This is a genomic window from Pseudomonas graminis (assembly GCF_900111735.1).
GTDB classification, from domain to species: domain Bacteria; phylum Pseudomonadota; class Gammaproteobacteria; order Pseudomonadales; family Pseudomonadaceae; genus Aquipseudomonas; species Aquipseudomonas graminis.
Genome location: NZ_FOHW01000004.1, coordinates 58547 through 78165, shown reverse-complemented (window position 1 = coordinate 78165; position 19619 = coordinate 58547). Strand labels below are relative to the sequence as shown.

Here is a 19619-nt window from a genome sequence, read left to right as displayed (position 1 = left end):
ACACTCAGCCGAATAACGGGCGGGGATTGGAAGCGCCGCTTCTTTTCTGTCTGATGAGGGCACATCGGGGGAGGGCAGGAATTAAAACCGGGTGACTGTGATGCCGGCCAAATATTCGTTCGCTCATGTTGCAAACGCTGTAAGGTGCTGAGTTCCCACCGTACGAGGCTGTTTCGCTAACCCAGGAAGCTCGCACTCCAGCCCCCCATTGCACCCACCGCTCCATCGTGTGGCGTGAATTCAGCAGGAGTTTGCTCATGGAAAAGCTTGGATCGCGTTTGAGAAAAGAACGCAAACGGTTAGGCCTGACGCAGATAGCGTTCGCCAGAATCGGCGGCGTCGAACCTAACGCCCAAGGTCACTACGAAAGTGGCCATCGATCACCCAAGGCCGATTACCTTCAGCGCGTCTGTGACGCTGGCGTCGACATGCATTATCTGTTCTCCGGCAGCGCCCTGCTGGGTACTGCGGGCAGACTGGATGCCGATGATCCGACGTCTTCAGACAGGACGCTCCCGAGCAATAACCGCGAGGTGATCATCTCAAATCGCAATGCGGTCGGGATTCTGGGCACGCTGCACCAGAGCCTCAACGACACAACCCAGGTCATTGCCGACGTCGCCACCTTTTTCAGCCCGCGCCACGTGGACGTCAGAGAAGAGCAGTTTGCCGCCCAGGTGCGGGACTTTCAGGAAGACTCACGCCGCTTCATCGGCCTGGCCATGATGAAAGTCCAGCAAAGCGCTTGATCGCAACGCCCGTTGCGATCCTGGCCTGGTAGCAGCCGTGGGCGGCGCTGATTCCTTAACGTAACCGTCTCACAGAACGATCGCCGCGGCAGGCACGCCTGGCGGTGAGCCGACCCACTCAAGGGTCTGCTCAAGGGGCATCGGCCGTGAGAACAGGTAGCCCTGAACCAGGGTGCAGCCCAGGGTCCGCAAGGCCTCCAGCTCCGCCTCGGTTTCCACGCCTTCGCTGACGCATTGCAATTCCATGTCCTGACTCAACGCCAGCAGCGATTTGACGATCTTGAAACTCGCGGGGTTCTGGTGAATGTCGGTGATGAACGAGCGGTCGATCTTCAGCTTGGTCAACGGCAGGGCGTGGAGCTGGGTCAGGCTTGAGTAGCCGGTACCGAAGTCGTCCAGGGAAATGCCGCAGCCCAGTTCACGGAACGCGTTGATCGCCCGTTGCGCCTGAACGAGGTCCTTGATGACGGCGGTTTCGGTGATTTCCAGGTCAAGCCGCGTGGCGTCGAAGCCGCTCTGGCGGATCACCCCGATCAGCTGTTCCACAGCGTCCATCGACGAGCAATCGTGAGCCGACAGGTTGAACGCCAGCCTCACATCGGCAGGCCACAGCAGCGCGGCGTTCAGGGCTTTTTCAAGCAGCGGCGGTGTCAGTCGGTTGATCAGACCAATCCGCTCGGCCACGCCGATGAAGTGCCCCGGCGCGACGTTGCCCAGCTTTGGACTCATCCACCGGGCCAATGCTTCGAACGCCACGGTGCGTGATGTGCGGATGTCGACGATGGGCTGAAACACCAGGGTGAATTCTTCGGCGACATTGGCCTGGCGCAAGCCCTGCTCGGTGAGCATGTCGCGCTTGAGACGCTGATGCTGGCTGGCGGAGAACATGCACAACTCGCCGGGCGTCTCGCGCTTGCTGGTGTAGAGGGCGTAATCGGCGAATTCGTAAGCCTCGGTCGGTGTGCTCGCCAGGTCCGGAAACACCACGAGGCCCATTGAAGCGCTGATGCTGACCTGTATGTCGCCGATCACGAAGGGCAGACGCATGGTGCGGCACAGCGACTGGCCCTGTTTGATCAGCTCGCTTTCGTCACCGGCCCTGATGACGATCAGCCCGAATTCATCGCCGCCCAGCCGCGCCACGTGCAGTTGCTCACTGGCAAACGCCCGCAGACGCTGGCCGACCTGACGCAACAGCTTGTCGCCTACGCCGTGGCCATAGGAGTCGTTGATCGGCTTGAAACCGTCCAGATCAATCATCCCCACCGCCAGTCGCGTGTCGTCTTGTCGGGCCTGTCTGAGCGTACGATCGAGCAGGTTGAAAAACTGTCGTCGGTTGGGCAGACCGGTCAGGCTGTCTTCGTTGGCCAGCCGTTGGTTTTCATCGCTGAGCTTTTCCGTCTGGATCTGCATGTTCACCAGCCGGGTGAACTCACCGTAATGGTTCTGCAGGACCACGATCATCGCCAGGGAGACAAGGAACACGTTGGCCGCCATGGCGGTGTACGTCGCGTTGCCGGCATTGGCAAAAAACGCGACGAAGGCGATGTTGACCACCGCCGTGGTCATCATCGCCGAGGAGGGCAGGTGCATCAGACAGAAGATGCAGACGATCACCGTGATCGCCATGTAGAAGGCCACATGGGACTTGGTGTACGTGTCGCCGTAGGGGAACAGCAGCAGCGCCCAGATCGTAAAGCCGAAGGCGATGACCACCGTCAGCTGATTGGTGCGGGTCAGTTTTCTGAAGATCTGCTCGGTGGTAATGGGCTGACTGCGGCTCTGCCACCAAAGGACCGCTCGCACAGCACCCACCAGGGTCAGCAATAGCGGGATGTAGACCGTCAGCCACAGCGGCGCGACGCCGTAATGGGTTGCGGCGAGGGCCAGGGTGTTGATCAGCAGAATGACGTACATCATGGGCAGCTGTCTGGACAGCGCGATGTATTGCGCTTCCATCAGCCGCGTGTTGCCGCGCTGGACGCACACCAGCGCTTTCAATTGATCTAGAGACGGGAATTTCATAAATAGGGACCCAACGCGCGCAATTTCAAAAAAATGACAACCTCACAACTTGCAGCGCTGCAAAACGTTATGACTATCCCGAGCTATCGGCGGCCCAGCGAGATTCTGTAGCGGCAGGGGTTTCTGTCACAGGAGCAACTTGTCACCGTGGGGATTTCTGAAGGGGCAGGGCGCGGAGAGTGAAGCCACTTGCCACGTGGCGAGTCGCTATGACACTGACTAACGCCTGGAATGAGTATTCGCGGGAGCGGGTTTGGCTTCACTCGATTTCAGGTGTCCAACCGCGTAACTAATCAAGCGGCGTATCGGGCCGGACCCACGCAGTGCTTCTGCTCGGGTTTGATCGCTGGAATCATTCGCTGTCGCCCCAGTCAATGCTATTGACCAGTATCCATAACGATCAGACCAAGGAACATTTCATGTTTGCGCGCGGCGATGTTTATAACGAGTGGACGCAGTTACCGGCGAGCGATGAGAACTACACCGAGGCTGCAGAAAATGGCTGTCAACTGGAAGTCAGGGCGCGTATCAATGGCGACGTCGTCGACGTACTGGTGTGCGTTTACGCAGCGGACGGAGAAAGAGTGGTGGAGCATAGGGAGAGTCTGCCGGTGTCGCAATGGACCGTCGAGCAGGGGCTCGAGCGCGGACGTGATTATGCCGAGCGCATTGCGGCGGGTGAGTCCGTGGGCCTGCCTTACGCTGACTAGAACCCCCGCACACCCGTCCGCATCTGTTTCCGGCAGATGATGATTTTGGTCGTCCTATGGACTGGCTGGATGGTTGTTGAGGGTTGTAATGATGGCTCTTCAATATCAAATGAGGGGCTGGGCACTTTTTACAGTTGGCAACTAAGGCGGTGAGCGGCGCTGTTTAAGGCGAAGAGGGCTTCATGCATCGTGGATGAGCACGCGCAGTATAAGTCGTTGGCCCTCTGTACCTATTCGAACGAATGAGTTGCGCGCGTCGATCTACTTAATACATCTCTTTGGTTGAAGCGCGAGTTCAACTAAGGAGGGAGTAGCACAGCTATCAAACCGCTCGTCCCGAAATGTTAAATCCAGGATGAACATCCGGAGATCTGATCCGGTCAACGTTTTACCGGGCTGTTGCAGGGCCTGTTTGTTGGCATCTCTTGACTCAACGTATTCGCAGCCCGGTCATAAAGCGGCACGAAGCCGCCATTGGAAGCTTGAGGCCTCAATGATGGAGACTTTCAATGCGGTTATCCCCTGAGAAGAACCTGACCTGTTTCAGTCCGACCTTGTCTTTATTGGACTCATCGGCTGCGGCGCATTGGATGACGGGCTTCACAACGGACCGTTGGACGCACCTCTTCGGCCGCGCCCACGTCACGCATGCCCCTAAGCCCTCGCGCCCGGGCGCCGTTAACCTGTCCACAGCACCACAGGCGGATCCCTAGTCCGCAGCGCTACCCGTGCGGTGAGTCAGTTGTCCACCCGAGATGGAAACCAAACAACGACATCAAGCCTGTGAACGAGATCAAGACCATGCAACATACCCAACACTACCGCATCGAATACCTTTTCCATGGCAAGGCACGATGGTTCTACGTGTGCGCCAAGCAAATGGACAACGCTGAGGCGTGGCACTGGGCTGGAGTGGACGCTGGCGTCGCTGACATTCCCAAGTACCGGAGCGACAGAGCCATCAAGCTGTCCAAGCCCAAAGCCGAGCGATTGGGCATAGATGCGGTGATCTGGAAACCGGCGTAGGTCCGACGCCCTATGCAAACCGGGGACAGCGCAGGTTTACGGTCAAGGGCTGTAAATATAAGCAGTCCCTGGAAGTTGCCATTTCATCCCTTTGCGCACACGTGTCCCGTCCCGGCTACAGCTCGTCCTGGGTGAATAGCCTTGCGCCGGTGGGATCTGCTTTAGCCGGGAAGGGCCGGTGCCAGCCTTCTCCAACGCTATAAAACCACCGCTAATCTCCCCGACACTCCTGAACCCAAAACTTCCGTCGTCCAGTCGGGTCAGCCTTGACGTTAATCCCCACCCCGCCACACCGCCGGAGCTACCCATGACATCGCAGCCGCCACAACCCAGCCGAGCACTGAAACGTGCGGTCACAGGGCCGATGCTCTTGCTGTTCATTCTGGGCGATGTTCTGGGCGCCGGGGTTTACGCCCTGGCCGGGACCATTGCCGGTGAAGTGGGCGGGGCGATCTGGGTGCCACTGCTCATTGCGCTGTGCTTCGCCCTGCTCACCGCAGGTTCCTACGCCGAACTGGTCACCAAATACCCTCATGCCGGCGCCTCCGCCGTGTTTGCCGGTAAAGCGTTTAAGTCGCCATTGATCTCGTTTCTGGTGGGCTTCTGCATGCTGGCCGCGGGCGTGACCAGCGCAGCGGGGCTGTCTCTGGCGTTTGCGGGCGATTACATGGCCCCCTTCATCGAGCTGCCACCTCATATCGTGGCGTTGATCTTCCTGGTGGTCATTGCCTTGCTTAATGCGCGCGGGATCAAAGAATCGCTGTCCGCCAATCTGGTGATGACGGTGATTGAAGTCTCGGGCCTGTTATTGGTGATCGTCGCCGCTGTGTGGTTCTTCCGCTCCGGCGACGCGGATTTGTCCCGCGCCGTGCAATTCAAGGAGGGCGTCAACCCGGCATTCGCCGTGCTCGGCGCGGCGTTACTGGCGTTCTATTCCTTCGTGGGCTTCGAGACCTCGGCCAATCTGGCGGAGGAAGTGCGCAACGTGCGTAAGGTCTACCCCCGCGCCTTGTTCGGGGCGCTGCTGATCGCCGGGGCCATCTACATGGGCGTCGGCATTGCGGCCGCCACGGTCATGCCCATCGAGGAACTGGTGCATTCCTCAGCGCCGCTGCTGGAAGTGGTCAAGGCGTCGCACCTCGGCATCCCGCCGCGGCTGTTCGCCTTCATCGCGCTAGTGGCCGTGGCCAATGGCGCGCTGTTGACCATGATCATGTCCAGTCGACTGGCGTACGGCATGTCGCGCCAGGGCCTGCTGCCAAACGCGCTGTCGAAAGTGCTGCCGGAGCGGCGGACACCGTGGGTGGCCATCGTCGCGACCACAGTGGTCGCAATCATTCTCACGCTGACCGGCTCGCTGGCAACACTGGCGGAAACCGTGGTCCTGCTGCTGTTGTTCGTGTTCATCAGCACCAACCTGGCGGTGCTGGTGTTGCGTCGTGATGTTGTCGACGCTGACCATTTCCGCGTACCGACGTGGGTGCCGGTGCTGGCGATCGTGTCCTGCGTGGTTCTGCTGACCCAGCAAAGCGCCGAAACCTGGCTGCGTGCCGGGGCGCTCATGCTGGTGGGGGTGGCGCTGTATTTCCTTGCGCGACTGGGCGGGACACGACCTCAGTTCAATACCCAACTGGCCGATGCCGACGCCGAGTATTGATCTGGTGTTAAAGGGATCGGCGCCGCAATGGCGCCGATCCTGTCCGCGCCACTGAATCCGCTTTAGCCACTTAGCCCGCTTTAACAATCCTTGCTTCCGCGTCATTTCCCATCGCCATCATGCGCAAGAAGTTGCGCAGTCAATCCTCGGTCATTACCTGCTCACCACCCTACAGGCCGCGCCGTTCTTGGCCTGTAGGGGAGTGCGCAAGAAGTTGCGCAGGGGTGCGCAACTTCTTGCGCACATTCCCTCGGGATCTCTGACCGAACATCGCGTTTCCCTGCAAGCATCCCCGCAAACCCTTGTTCCATAAGCGCTGGGCCATGTCTGGCACGGCGTTTGATATCTCCGTCGTCCTCTGGGCACGCGATCAACACGATCAGTGCCGATGTTCAGACCGCGGACAGCACCACTGACGCCTGCAAAGGCGAGGCGGTTCGCTGTCCTTCATGCATTCGTACTCGCAGCCGGTGATCGCCCTTTGCATCAACGTCTGCCGCATCAGCGCATAAGGAACAAAGGATGTTCGCACCGGCCAACCAAGCCCAATTCAGCCTGACCCTCAACGGGCAGGACACGCTGTTTCAAGTGCTGTCGTTCACCGGCCTGGAGCGCCTCAACCAACCGTTTGAATTCGAGCTGGAACTGGTCAGCGAAAACGCCGCGCTCGACCTTGAAAGCCTGCTGCACGGGCAGACATTCCTGCAGCTCGCCGAGGACGGCACCGGGGTTCACGGGCTGGCTTACAGCATCGCCCAGGGTGATGCCGGCAAGCGGCTGACCCGCTACCGGATTTCCCTGCGACCGCAGTTGGCTTACCTGGCGCACCGGATCAACCAGCGCATTTTCCAGCAGATGACGGTGCAGCAGATCATCAGTCAGGTGCTGGAAGAGCACGGTATTCTCTCCATCGATTACCGGTTCCAGCTCGGTGCGACCTACCCCGAGCGGGTCTACTGCGTGCAGTACGACGAGTCTGACCTGCATTTCATCCAGCGCCTGTGCGAAGAGGAAGGCATTCACTTTCATTTTCAGCACAGCGCCAAGGGCCATTTGCTGGTGTTCGGCGACGACCAGACGGTGTTCCCGAAACTGGCGCCGGTGCTCTATCAGCAGGACACCGGACTGGTCGCCGACGCGCGGGTGATAAAGCGCTTCGGCCTGCGCATGAACACCCGCACCAGCCGCACCACGCGGCGTGATTACGACTTCACCAAGCCCAGGTTCCAGCTGGAATGCAGCGCCAAAAGTGCCGCCGCCCCGGACCTCGAAGATTACGACTATCCCGGCCGTTTCGCCGATCGCGAACGTGGCCGACACCTGGCCAATCGCGCCCTCGAACGACATCGCAGCGACTATCGCCTGGCCGAAGGCAGCAGCGATCAGCCACGACTGGTCAGCGGCCACTTTCTCGCCCTGACCGGACACGCCAACCCTGTGTGGAATGACCTGTGGCTGCTGACCGAGGTCTTCCATGAGGGCAAACAGCCTCAAGTGCTTGAAGAAGTCATTACCAGCGACGTCACTGACTTGAAAAGCGATTTCCATCAGGGCTATCGCAACCGTTTCACCGCGACGCCGTGGGACGTGCACTACCGGCCACCGCTGGAGCATCCGAAGCCCAAGGTGCCGGGCACACAAAGCGCGGTGGTCACCGGCCCTGAAGGCGAAGAGATTTACTGCGATCAGCACGGCCGGGTGAAGGTGCAGTTTTTCTGGGATCGCGAAGGCGAGCACAACGACAAGACCAGTTGCTGGATGCGCGTGGCTTCGAACTGGGCCAGCCAGAACTTCGGTGCGATCAACCTGCCGCGGGTCGGCATGGAAGTCCTGATCACCTTCCTCGAAGGCGATCCCGATCAGCCCCTCATCACCGGTTGCCTATACCACGGCGCCCACTTGCCGCCCTACAAACTGCCGGATTTCAAGACCGTGGCGACGGTCAAGAGCAAGGAATACAAGGGCAGCCGCGCCAACGAATTGCGCATCGACGACACCACCAGCGAGATCAGCATTGCCCTGCGCAGCGATCACGGCGCCAGTGCCATCAACCTAGGCTACCTGACCCATCCGCGACCCGCCGGTGGCCAGCCCAGAGGCGAAGGTTTCGAGCTGCGCACCGACCGCCACGGCGCCGTCCGGGCCGCGGCGGGTTTGTTGATCACCACCGAGCCGCGTCCCAACGAATCGAAACACCACAAGGACCTGCCGGAAACCGCCGAACGCCTGGCCACTGCCGCCGATCAGCAGGACGGCTTCGCGCTGCAGGCCAAGGAATTGCAGGCCCAGGAGCCCGGTGATCAGGATGACGTTGCCAAGGCCCTGCACGCCCAGCATCAAGGCGTGCTCGGCAGCGGCCCGGTGAACACGAGTGCCAACGAATTTCCCGAATTCACCGAACCCCATCTGGTCCTCGCCAGCCCGGCCGGTATCGCCCTGACCACGCCGCGTTCGAGCCACATCGCCACCGGCGAACACCTGGCGTTGAGCAGCACGGGACACACCAGCTTTTCCGTGGGTAAACGCCTGCTGGCGAGCGCCAGCCAGGGCATGCGCCTGTTTGTGCAAAGCCTAGGCTGGCGCCTGGTCGCGGCGTCCGGCGACATTGACGTGCGTGCCCTGAAAGACAGCATCAACCTCCTGGCCAAACTCAATATCACCGCGAACGCCGAGCGCATCACCCTCACTGCGAAGACCGAGCTGGTGATCCAGGGCGGCGGCAGCGCCACCACCTACAACGCGGCCGGCATCACCCACGTCACCACCGGCCCGTACACTGCCCACGCTGCCAACTTTGCTTACACCTCGGCGAAAAGCCTCGCGGGGGTGTTCCCCGAGCCACTGAAACCGGGCGAGGGCGACCTTCAGTTGTTCAACCAGTACGCGGGTCAGCAAGGCATCCAGGGCGGCGGCTTCGAGGTGATCGACGCCCTGGGTCAGCGGCTCAAAGGCTCGCTGGATGCCCAGGGATTCGCCACCGTTTCCGGTGCTGCACCCGGGCCTGGCAAAGTGGCCTTCGGCAAGGACCCGGCGGACACCTGGACCCAGGGCAGCTTTATCGGCGAGCCAGAATGGCCGGTCATGCCGCCCAGTGCAGGCGATGTTCCGGCGCAATTAGAGGCCACAGTCACTGAGGGGCTGCCGAGCAAGAACTGGGATGTTGCGCAAGTGGTCACGGACGCGGTTGACGCCCGTGCAGCGGGTTTGGGTTTGCCAGTGCTTGCTACTGCGGCCCTGCCAATGGCCTCGAGCCTCCTCGCCGGGATAATCAAAAGCGGGAAGCTTCCGAGCCTGCCAGTGCCGACGGCGGACGAGAGCTTGCTGGAGTTGCCGGATCTGCTGGCGAGGGACTAATTGTCATGAGGGCGGGCATCGACGGGTGCGAGTCTCAAGTGGCGGTTGTGCACTTCGATCAGGTTTTAGCTTGAGGTGCGCTTGATGGCTTCGTCACTCAGGCGCAGGCCAGCCATCACCGGGATGCTTGATGGTGGATCGGGGTTTAAACCTCGATCCTGATCACCGCGCCTTGCGGAACGTAAAATTAATCCGCTGCTCCCCCAACTGCGGGTGCTCCGCCTGCCGAACCGGCATCACCCCATGAAAGCGCAGCCGGTCAACCCCGCCCCACACCACAACGTCCCCATGAAACAACGGCACCCGCTGGGTCGGATCACTGCGCTCATGCCCGCCAAACAAAAACATCGCCGGCAGCCCCAGTGACACCGACACCACCGGCCACTCATAACCGCGTTCATCCTTATCCTGATGAAGCGACATCTTGGCCCCGGGGATGTAACGATTGATCAGGCACGCATCAGGCACAAAGGCCGCAAACCCGGCCGCCGCAGCCGCCGCCACTGCCAGCTCCATGAACACCCCGGGCATCGCCGGCCATGGCTGACCCGTGTGGGGATCGATCGGGGAATACTTGTAGCCACTGCGGTCGGTGGTCCAGCCGAAATCCCCACAACTGCTCAGCGCCACCGACATCGTGTAACCACCGGGCGTGACCATGTTGCGGAACGGCGCCTGCGTCAGAACTGACGCCAAGGCAGGCAGCAATTGCTCGATAAACGGCAGGGCAAAGCCACGGAACACGAACGACTGCGGCCCGATCTGCTCCCGCGAAGGCGGTTGCGGCGTATCCTCCGCGAACAGATCAAGGGTCGTCGGCGTCGTGCTTTTGTGCCGCATTACCATGGGCTTCCCCTGTCCGGATTTCGCCTACAGCGCTTTGCTGACCTTCACATCGCTGATGACATCGTCACCGTCGGCGTGCATCTTCTGCAGGGCTGCCAGCGCTTCATCGGGGGAAGGCGACTGCAACAGGGCAAACTCGAAACGACGTTCACCGTTGAGTTTGTAGCTGATTGCATATTTGACGACGGGGGCAGGGGTGCTCACATTTGACTCCTTGGAAATGCTGACCGGATGTTCGCAAAAAAAACACAAAGATTTCACGCCAACCGGTATTCAATGGCGCATCAGCTCAGACGCGAGGACGAGCGGCGGACGATCTTGATCGAATGGGTGAACGCGGTTTTGCGCCCGCCATTGCTGTCCAGTTTGCGGCCAGCGGTGTCGATGGTGATGTTCCAGAAGCCGGTGCTGGGCACCGCGATTTTGGCAGGGAAACGGTCGAACGCGCCGCCGTGGTAGGTGTGACGACCGCCGTTTTTGAAGCTGCGGAAGTTGGCATCACTCATCAGGCGTATGTTGCAAAGCTGGGAGCACTCGATGACGACCATGTCGTCTTCGTTGAGGTGCTCGCGCTGGTGGACGAATTTCATGGGTGTCTCCGGAGACAGCGTTCTCGAAAACCCGAAACCATAGCACGGCGAGCCTGGGCGTTGATCATCCCGGCGGGTTTTATTGCGCGCTCCTCAGCCCCTGTCGACGCAGCGCTGACAGCGAAGCGGGGGGTAAAAAAGCAGACGCGCGGGATTTAATCCGGGTCAGGCTTGTCGTAAGCACCTTTACTGGAGGGATTGTATGAAATTGGCGGTTGTTATTCTGGCCCTGGCGATGACCGGCTGCGCCACAGTCACTGACATTGAACACACCCCGGCGACCATGAGTGTCATGTCCGGCAAGTCGCCAAAGGACTATGCGGCATGCTTCGTCGGACGCATCTCGGACAGCCGCAAGCCGCCGCAGATCGAGCCGCACCATGAAGGGCTGCGTATCATCGTTCCACAGAAGCTGTTGAGCAGTGACCCTGCTGCCATCGTCGACATCGAGAACCGTTCCAGCGGCAGCTCGATCAAGCTGTTCGAGCGCATGTCGAACAACCCGCTGCGGCCCAAAGATGTGCAGCACGCCGTGACGGCGTGTATCTCGGGCGAGTGACGCGGTTTGCAGGCGATTGAAACGTGACCCGGTGCAAGCGGTAAACGGCGAGGGATGTTATTTGCAGACCACCAGTACCGTGCGGTTTTTGTAATTGCCGACATCTACACCCAGGGTCTTGTCATCTTCCTTGGGTTGCGGCGTGCCGTTGGTGCTGACGATGTTGTAGCCGGTGCCCGCGCAGGAGGCGTCAGCCTTTTCGTAACAGGCGGCCCAGGACATGGCTTCGCCGGAGCAGTCGATGCTCAGCGCTTGCTTGCCGTCTTTGAGGTAGGTGTTCTGCGCGGTCGCGCAGCCGGTCAGGGCCAGTACAGCAATGACGGATAAGATCTTGATCATGGTGGAATGCTTCGCGATGAGGGCCGGTGTGGGGTGTGCTGCTTTGAGATTGCTAGTCTCAGACTTGGGGTGAGTGCCATCGTTCCGGCATCACCCGACATTTTTTGCAGGGTGCGCGCGCTGATTTAACCGCGCATGGGCACCGCTGGGTCTGACGTGCGCCTGGGCCATGCCCCATTGCGGGGCTGGCCGGGCGAGGTTATCAGTCTTTCTTGTCAGCGCGGCGGCGCGGGGCCGGCGTGTCTTCGAACACGGCGGCGACTTCAATGGCGCTGCTCTCGCTGGAGAACGGGCCTGCCACGGCTTCACCGTCGTGGCCGACCAGCCACCACTGGCCGTCCTGGAGTTTCTTGATCTGGTACCCGTTCACGCTTTTGACTTCAGACATCGACTTGTCTCGATTAGTGATTCAGGCGCCCATGATAATCGGCAAATGCCAAAGGGCAATCGCACAATTTCCCACGGTCGATGGCGAACAGGGCTACGCTTGCGAAGGTCACCGAACGGCGGTTACGCGGCGCTGGATGCCCTCGTACGAAGGACAGCATGGAATTCCAATAATCAGTGGGTGAAGCGTGGCGAGGGAGCTGGTTGCTGAGTTGTCTGCGGAACTATTTGCGGAACTATCTGCGTCAGCGTTCCTCTACCTAGGCAGCGAACGGCCAGTAGCGGCATTGTAAGGTTATCGCCGCCTCATTAGACTGCGCCGCAACACCCCCAGCTCATCAAGGATTTATATGATCAAGAAATGCTTGTTCCCTGCAGCCGGATACGGCACTCGCTTTTTGCCAGCGACCAAGGCCATGCCCAAAGAGATGCTGGCAGTTGTTAACAAGCCACTGATCCAATACGGCGTGGAAGAGGCGCTGGAGGCCGGTCTGACCGAAATCTCCATCGTCACCGGCCGCGGCAAGCGCGCGCTGGAAGACCACTTCGATATCAGCTACGAGCTCGAACACCAGATCAAAGGCACCGACAAAGAAAAATACCTGGTCGGCATCCGTAAACTGATCGACGAATGCAGCTTCTCCTACACCCGTCAAACCGAAATGAAAGGTCTGGGCCACGCAATTCTCAGCGGCCGGCCCCTGATTGGCAACGAAGCATTTGCCGTGGTTCTGGCGGATGACTTGTGTGTCAATCCCGGCGGTGACGGTGTCCTGGAGCAGATGGTCAAGCTGCACAAGCAATACAAATGCTCGATCGTCGCCATTCAGGAAGTGCCTGCCGATCAGACTCACAAATACGGCGTGATCGCGGGTGAAGAGATCAAGCCTGGCCTGTTCCGCGTGACCGACATGGTCGAGAAGCCAAAGCCTGAAGATGCTCCTTCGAATCTGGCGATCATTGGTCGTTACATCCTGACGCCGGACATTTTCGAGAAAATCGAAAACACCGAGCCGGGCAAAGGCGGTGAAATCCAGATCACTGACGCCTTGATGAAGCAAGCTGCTGAAGGCAACGTACTGGCCTACAAATTCAAAGGCACGCGTTTCGATTGTGGCGGTGCGGCCGGCTACGTCGAAGCCACCAACTTCTGCTTCGAGCATTTCTACAAAGAACTGTAATCAGCGCATGACAGCAGGTGTACTGGCTTTTGCCACGCCGCTGTATGTAAGACAAAGCCACCTCCGGGTGGCTTTGTCGTTTCTGTCCTGCGGAACTTGCCGAGCGCGCTCAAGCGGTTATGCTAACGCCTCCCTTAGGAGATCCACATGAGTTACGACTTTGACCTTTTTGTAATTGGCGCAGGCTCGGCCGGCGTCCGGGCGGCGCGTTTTTCCGCCGGTTTCGGTGCGCGCGTGGCCGTGGCCGAGAGCCGTTATCTGGGGGGCACGTGTGTCAATGTCGGTTGCGTACCGAAGAAGCTGATGGTCTATGGCGCGCACTATTCCGAAGACTTCGAACAAGCGAAAGGCTATGGCTGGAGCAGTGGCGAGGCGCATTTTGACTGGCCCACCCTGATCGCCAACAAGAACCATGAAATCAGTCGCCTCAATGGCGTCTACCGCAAGTTGCTGGACAGCAGCGGCGTCACTTTGATGGAAGGCCACGCACGGCTGCGCGGCCCGCACGAAGTCGAAATCAACGGCCAGGTCCACACCGCCGAGCACATCATGATCGCCACCGGTGGCTGGCCCCAGGTGCCGGAGATCCCGGGGCGCGAGCACGCCATCACCTCCAACGAAGTGTTTTTCCTCGAGCAGATGCCCAAGCGCGTCGTCGTGGTCGGCGGAGGCTACATCGCCGTGGAGTTCGCCTCGATTTTCAACGGCCTGGGCGCTGACGTCTCGCTGATGTACCGCGGCGAGTTGTTCCTGCGCGGCTTCGACGAGAGCGTGCGCACCCATCTGCATGAAGAACTCGCCAAGCGCGAGATGGACATTCGCTTCAAGACCGAAATCAACAGCATCGAGAAGCTGTCCGATGGCACCTTGCAACTGAGCCTGAACGACGGCAGCACGTTCAACACCGATTGCGTGTTCTACGCCACCGGGCGCCGTCCCATGCTCGACAACCTGGGCATGGACACCGTCAACGTCGAACTGGATGACAAGGGCTTCATCAAGGTCAACGGCGACTATCAGACCACCGAGCCGTCGATCATCGCCGTCGGCGACATCATCGGCCGCGTGCAGCTGACGCCAGTGGCACTCGCCGAGGGCATGGCGGTCGCGCGGCGCCTGTTCAAGCCCGAGCAGTACCGTGCGGTGGATTACCGCCACATTCCCACCGCCGTGTTCAGCCTGCCGAACATCGGCACGGTCGGTCTCACCGAGGCCGAAGCCATGAAGGACGGGTATGAGGTGCAGGTGTTCGAGAGCAAGTTCCGGCCGATGAAGCTGTCGCTGACCGACAACCAGGAGCGCACCCTGATGAAGCTGGTGGTCGACGCCAAGACCGATCGCGTGCTGGGTTGCCACATGGTCGGCCCTGACGCAGGCGAGATCATTCAGAGCCTGGCGATCGCACTCAAGGCCGGCGCCACCAAGCAGATTTTCGACGACACCATCGGCGTGCACCCTACGGCGGCGGAAGAGTTCGTCACCATGCGCACACCGACGCGCTAAGCATCACCCGCCACGTGCTGCCGAGCATCGCGCCGCACACGTGAACGGTCCGGCCTCCATGGAGGGAGCCGGGCCAGCCATTGTTTTTAGGGACGGACCCACTCTTTGACCAGCACGAGTTTTTCGGCAGCCATGCCCTTGAATCCAGCAGGACCTGATGACCAGGCGCTTTCCCGAACCGAAGCGCTTGAGGAAAGTGAGCGGCAGTTTCGCAGCCTCGCCGACAACATGAGTCAGTTGGCCTGGATCGCGGACCCCGCCGGGCGCATCCACTGGTACAACGAACGCTGGTACAGCTACACCGGCACCTCGTACGAAGCGATGATGGCGCTGGGCTGGCGATCGTTGCATCACCCTGACCATGGCCAGCGGGTCGAGTCGCGCCTGCAGCGCTGCTTCGCCACCGGCTCGTTGTGGGAGGACACGTTCCCGCTGCGCGGCAAGGACGGCCAGTACCGCTGGTTCCTGTCCCGTGCGTTGCCGATCCGCGACGAGCGCGGCAGCATCATTCATTGGTTGAGCACCAGCACGGACATCACGGCGCAGGTCAGTGCCGAAGACGCGTTGCGCGAGCTGAACGAGAGCCTCGAGCAGCGCGTCGCCGCGCGCACCCGCGAACTGGCGGAAAGCAATGAGCGCCTGCAGGTCGAAATCAACGAACGTGCCCAGGCTGAAGAGGCCTTGCGCCACGCGCAGAAAATGGACGCCATCGGCCAGCTCACTGGCGGCATCGCCCATGACTTCAACAACATGCTCACCGGCGTGCTCGGCGCGCTGGACCTGATTCAGCGTCGGGTGGCCGCAGGGCGCGTGTCGGAGATCGATCGTTACATTGAGGCGGCCATGGGCTCGGCCAACCGCGCTGCGTCGCTTACCCATCGGCTGCTGGCGTTCGCCCGTCGCCAGTCCCTCAATCAGAGGCCCGTCGACGTCAACCACATGGTGACGTCGATGGAAGAACTGCTGCGCCGGACCATTGGCGAAAGCATCGAGCTGGAGGTCGATCTGCACACGATCTCGTGCCTGACCAACACCGATGAGCATCAGCTGGAAAACGCTTTGCTCAACCTGGTCATCAACGCTCGCGACGCGATGCCCGATGGCGGTCGGCTGCTGATTCAGACCGAGCTGACCCATATTGCCTTGTTGCAGGATGCGCTGGCGCCGGGTGACTACGTGCGCCTTCGTGTGCAGGACACCGGACAGGGCATGTCCAGCGAAGTCATCGCGCGGGCGTTCGATCCGTTCTTCACCACCAAGCCGATCGGGCAGGGCACCGGGCTGGGCCTGTCGATGGTCTACGGCTTCATCAACCAGACTGGCGGCCGGGTCAGCATTGCCAGCGAAGAAGGGCGGGGCACGCGGATCGATTTGCTGTTGCCCTGCCATCACGACGATGCCGAGCGTCCGCCCTCCGTTGAGCGCAGCATCGAGCCGCCCCGCGCCAGCCTGGGGGAGCGCGTGCTGGTGGTCGAAGACGAGCCTGACGTGCGCATGCTGGTGGTGGATGTGTTGAAGGATCTGGGCTATCGCGTAAGCGTGGCCTGCGACAGCCATGAGGCGCTGATCGTTCTGCAGGGCGCCGAGCCCATTGATCTGCTGGTCACGGACGTCGGACTGCCGGGTCTGAATGGGCGCCAGTTGGCGGAAGTGGCCCGCCAGCATCGCGCGGGACTTAAGGTGCTGTTCATCACCGGCTATGCGCGGGAGGCCGAAGTACGGGGAGACTTCCTCGACGATGGCATGGATCTGCTCACCAAACCCTTCAGTATCGACGAACTTGCCGTGCGCATGCGAAGCCTCATCGAGTCGTCACCGGACCGGCTTTAGCCAGGATGCCTCCCGAATGAATTGACGGGCGGCACCACCGGATCCTGCTCTACAACGCCTTCTATTAATAAAGCGTCTTCATAGTCAAAACCAATCATCGGCATGAGCTTTGCCAATGAGTCCCTGCCGACGATTTTGCGTAGTATCCTCCCCATCGAATTTGTAACACCCCATTTTCACAACCCTCAGGAGATTCACTGATGCCTATCATCAACAGCCAAGTCAAACCGTTCACGGCAACTGCTTTCAAGAACGGCAACTTCGTAGAAGTGTCGGACGCCGACCTGAAAGGCAAATGGTCTGTGGTGTTCTTCTACCCGGCTGACTTCACCTTCGTTTGCCCAACCGAGCTGGAAGACCTGGCGGACAACTACGCCGAGTTCCAGAAACTGGGCGTCGAAATCTACAGCGTTTCCACCGATACCCATTTTGCCCACGCTGCCTGGCACAACACTTCGCCAGCCATCGGCAAAATCCAGTACACCATGATCGGTGACCCGACCCTGAAAATCTCCCGCAACTTCGACGTCCTGATCGAAGAAGCAGGTCTGGCTGACCGCGGTACTTTCGTGATCAACCCGGAAGGCGAAATCAAAATCGTCGAACTGAACGACGGCGGTGTTGGCCGTGACGCTTCCGAGCTGCTGCGCAAAATCAAGGCCGCTCAGTATGTTGCTGCACACCCGGGCGAAGTCTGCCCAGCCAAGTGGAAAGAAGGCGAGGCCACTCTGGCACCGTCCCTGGACCTGGTCGGCAAGATCTAAGTCGTCATGACCGGATCGGGGGCGATGAGCCCGTGAGCACGTAAACCGCATCGCCCCCAAAAAACGCCCGGGCGGTTATCGCTCGGGCGTTTTTTTTGTAGAACCCGCTAGATCCTGAAACGTATCCAGACCTGAAAGTGAAGAAGGAAGCCGAACCATGTTGGACGCCAATCTTAAAGCTCAGTTGAAATCTTACCTGGAGCGGATCACTCGCCCGATCGAGATCATTGCGTCCCTTGACGACGGCGCAAAATCCCAGGAAATGCTGGCACTGCTCAACGACATCGTCAGCAGCTCCGACAAGATCACCCTGGACACCAATGGCAGCGATGCACGCACGCCGTCCTTCGCCCTGAACAGCCCGGGCCAGGACATCAAGCTGCGCTTCGCCGGTTTGCCAATGGGTCACGAATTTACCTCGCTGGTGCTGGCGCTGCTGCAAGTCGGCGGCTACCCGTCCAAATCCTCCGAGGACACCATCGAACAGGCCCGCGGCCTGACCGGTGAGTTCAAGTTTGAAACCTACTTCTCGCTGACCTGCCAGAACTGCCCGGACGTGGTCCAGGCGCTGAACCTGCTGGCCGTGCTCAACCCGAACGTGCAGCACGTCGCCATCGAAGGCAGTCTGTTCCAGCAGGAAGTCACCGACCGCCAGATCATGTCGGTGCCAAGCATCTACCTGAATGGCGAGCTGTTCGGCCAGGGCCGCATGAACCTGGAAGAAATTCTGGCGAAGATCGACACCAGTGCCGGCGACCGTCAGGCCGAGAAGCTGAATGCCAAAGAGGCCTTCGACGTGCTGGTTGTCGGTGGTGGCCCGGCCGGTTCGTCGGCGGCGATTTACGCAGCCCGTAAAGGCATCCGCACCGCTGTGGCAGCCGAGCGTTTCGGCGGCCAGGTGCTGGACACCATGGCGATCGAGAACTTCATTTCGATGCAGCACACCGAAGGGCCGAAGCTGGTGGTTGCCCTCGAAGAGCACGTCAAGCAGTACGAAGTGGACGTCATCAACCTGCAGCGCGGCGAGCAACTGATTCCGGGCAAGAACGGCGAGCTGCACCAGGTCAAGTTCGCCAGCGGCGGCGTGCTCAAAAGCAAGACCGTGATTCTGGCGACCGGCGCACGCTGGCGCGAAATGAACGTCCCGGGCGAGCAGCAATACCGCAACAAGGGCGTTGCGTACTGCCCGCACTGTGACGGTCCGCTGTTCAAAGGCAAGCGCGTCGCGGTGATCGGCGGCGGCAACTCCGGTGTGGAAGCGGCTATCGACCTGGCGGGTATCGTATCCCACGTGACCCTGCTGGAATTCGACGCCAACCTGCGCGCCGACGCGGTCCTGCAACGCAAGTTGCACAGCCTGCCCAACGTGACGGTGCTGACCAGCGCGTTGACCAGTGAAGTAACCGGCGACGGCCAGAAGGTCAACGGCCTGCGCTACAAGAACCGCCTCACCGGTGAAGAAGTCACCATCGAGCTGGAAGGCATCTTCGTGCAGATCGGTCTGCTGCCGAACACCGAATGGCTGAAGGGCACCATCGAGCTGTCGCCACGGGGCGAGATCATCATTGATCAACGCGGTGAGACCTCCATCCCCGGCATCTTCGCTGCCGGTGACGTGACCACCGTGCCGTACAAGCAGATCGTGATCGCTGTCGGCGAGGGCGCCAAAGCCTCCCTCAGCGCCTTCGACCACCTGATCCGCACCAGCGCCCCGGCGTGATGGTTTATTAGTGGGACCGGCTTCAGCCGGGAAGGCGTCGGTCGCCATACTGCAAAAATGATGGCGTACACACCGACCTCTTCCCGGCTAAAGCCGGTCCCACTAAAGGCATCCCATGCATTCAGTGGGATTGGGTGTACGCCGACTTGTGGGACCGGCTTCAGCCGGGAAGGCGTCGGTTGCCATACTGCAAAAATGATGGCGTACACACCGGCCTCTTCCCGGCTGAAGCCGGTCCCACTAACAGCGGCCCATGCATCCAGAGGGGCAGCGGTTGTACGCCGACTTGTGGGACCGGCTTCAGCCGGGAAGGCGTCGGCCATACCGTTGAACCAAGGGCCAGAAACAGAAAAACCTCATGAGCGATCATGAGGTTTTT

The 19619-nt window shown here is 60.3% G+C and carries 15 protein-coding genes and 2 pseudogenes; 11 read left to right on the top strand and 6 right to left on the bottom strand.

The genetic code is table 11. The features are described 5' to 3' along the window. Positions 1-257: 257 nt before the first annotated feature. Positions 258-452 (top strand): annotated as a pseudogene (locus BMY98_RS27555) (helix-turn-helix domain-containing protein); the annotation flags it as partial. 366 nt (positions 453-818) lie between these two features. Here the strand turns inward: BMY98_RS27555 and BMY98_RS04930 are convergent. Next, the gene (locus BMY98_RS04930; RefSeq protein ID WP_074885530.1) at positions 819-2774 is read right to left on the bottom strand and encodes a putative bifunctional diguanylate cyclase/phosphodiesterase; all 1956 of its coding nucleotides are present in this window, start codon (positions 2772-2774) and stop codon (positions 819-821) included. A gap of 323 nt (positions 2775-3097) precedes the next feature. Between BMY98_RS04930 and BMY98_RS04925 the strand changes: the two genes are divergently transcribed. From BMY98_RS04925 to BMY98_RS04910, 4 genes are all read left to right on the top strand, one after another. Further along, complete coding sequence (locus tag BMY98_RS04925) at positions 3098-3484, top strand: hypothetical protein (protein WP_245760019.1); 387 nt, start codon at positions 3098-3100, stop codon at positions 3482-3484. Positions 3485-4285: 801 nt separating this feature from the next. After that, a complete protein-coding gene (locus tag BMY98_RS04920) occupies positions 4286-4510 on the top strand; it encodes a DUF6555 family protein (protein ID WP_074885799.1) in 225 nt (74 codons plus the stop codon). A 307-nt stretch (positions 4511-4817) separates the two neighbouring features. Continuing rightward, entirely contained in the window at positions 4818-6167 is a 1350-nt protein-coding gene (locus tag BMY98_RS04915; protein WP_074885522.1) for an APC family permease, read from the top strand. A gap of 522 nt (positions 6168-6689) precedes the next feature. After that, a complete protein-coding gene (locus BMY98_RS04910) occupies positions 6690-9521 on the top strand; it encodes a type VI secretion system Vgr family protein (RefSeq protein WP_074885519.1) in 2832 nt (943 codons plus the stop codon). Between the two features lie 162 nt (positions 9522-9683). On the opposite strand, the gene alkB is transcribed toward BMY98_RS04910, so the two are convergent. The 3 genes from alkB to BMY98_RS04895 form a co-directional block, all read right to left on the bottom strand. Further along, entirely contained in the window at positions 9684-10361 is a 678-nt protein-coding gene (gene alkB / locus BMY98_RS04905; RefSeq protein ID WP_074885517.1) for a DNA oxidative demethylase AlkB, read from the bottom strand. Between the two features lie 30 nt (positions 10362-10391). Continuing rightward, positions 10392-10571, bottom strand: a complete 180-nt coding sequence (locus BMY98_RS04900) for a hypothetical protein (RefSeq protein ID WP_074885516.1) — start codon at positions 10569-10571, stop codon at positions 10392-10394. 80 nt (positions 10572-10651) lie between these two features. Then, on the bottom strand, positions 10652-10957 hold the full coding sequence (locus tag BMY98_RS04895) for a DUF1883 domain-containing protein (RefSeq protein ID WP_074885513.1): 306 nt from the start codon (positions 10955-10957) through the stop codon (positions 10652-10654). Positions 10958-11159: 202 nt separating this feature from the next. On the opposite strand from BMY98_RS04895, the gene BMY98_RS04890 reads away from it, so the two are divergent. Beyond that, positions 11160-11516 carry a hypothetical protein gene (locus tag BMY98_RS04890; protein WP_074885510.1) on the top strand — a complete coding sequence of 119 codons (357 nt, stop codon included), beginning with the start codon at positions 11160-11162 and terminating at the stop codon, positions 11514-11516. A 57-nt stretch (positions 11517-11573) separates the two neighbouring features. Here the strand turns inward: BMY98_RS04890 and BMY98_RS04885 are convergent, their stop codons facing one another. Both BMY98_RS04885 and BMY98_RS04880 read right to left on the bottom strand, forming a co-directional pair. Further along, positions 11574-11855 carry a hypothetical protein gene (locus BMY98_RS04885; RefSeq protein WP_065987192.1) on the bottom strand — a complete coding sequence of 94 codons (282 nt, stop codon included), beginning with the start codon at positions 11853-11855 and terminating at the stop codon, positions 11574-11576. Positions 11856-12057: 202 nt separating this feature from the next. Continuing rightward, positions 12058-12243: a hypothetical protein gene (locus BMY98_RS04880; protein WP_065987194.1), complete on the bottom strand. Its 186-nt coding sequence runs from the start codon at positions 12241-12243 to the stop codon at positions 12058-12060. Between the two features lie 349 nt (positions 12244-12592). Here BMY98_RS04880 and galU point away from each other — a divergent pair, with 349 nt between their 5' ends. The 5 genes and pseudogenes from galU to ahpF all read left to right on the top strand — a co-directional run bounded on the left by galU (position 12593) and on the right by ahpF (position 19240). Then, positions 12593-13423, top strand: coding sequence for a UTP--glucose-1-phosphate uridylyltransferase GalU (gene galU / locus BMY98_RS04875; protein WP_074885507.1), 831 nt, complete (start codon positions 12593-12595; stop codon positions 13421-13423). 147 nt (positions 13424-13570) lie between these two features. Further along, positions 13571-14926 (top strand): glutathione-disulfide reductase, encoded by a 1356-nt coding sequence (gorA, locus tag BMY98_RS04870; RefSeq protein WP_074885505.1) that lies wholly within the window; start codon positions 13571-13573, stop codon positions 14924-14926. 159 nt (positions 14927-15085) lie between these two features. After that, positions 15086-16756 (top strand): annotated as a pseudogene (locus BMY98_RS04865) (hybrid sensor histidine kinase/response regulator); the annotation flags it as partial. A 200-nt stretch (positions 16757-16956) separates the two neighbouring features. After that, positions 16957-17520, top strand: a complete 564-nt coding sequence (gene ahpC, locus BMY98_RS04860; RefSeq protein ID WP_065987199.1) for an alkyl hydroperoxide reductase subunit C — start codon at positions 16957-16959, stop codon at positions 17518-17520. A gap of 157 nt (positions 17521-17677) precedes the next feature. Beyond that, positions 17678-19240, top strand: a complete 1563-nt coding sequence (gene ahpF, locus BMY98_RS04855) for an alkyl hydroperoxide reductase subunit F (RefSeq protein ID WP_074885500.1) — start codon at positions 17678-17680, stop codon at positions 19238-19240. Positions 19241-19619 lie beyond the last annotated feature (379 nt).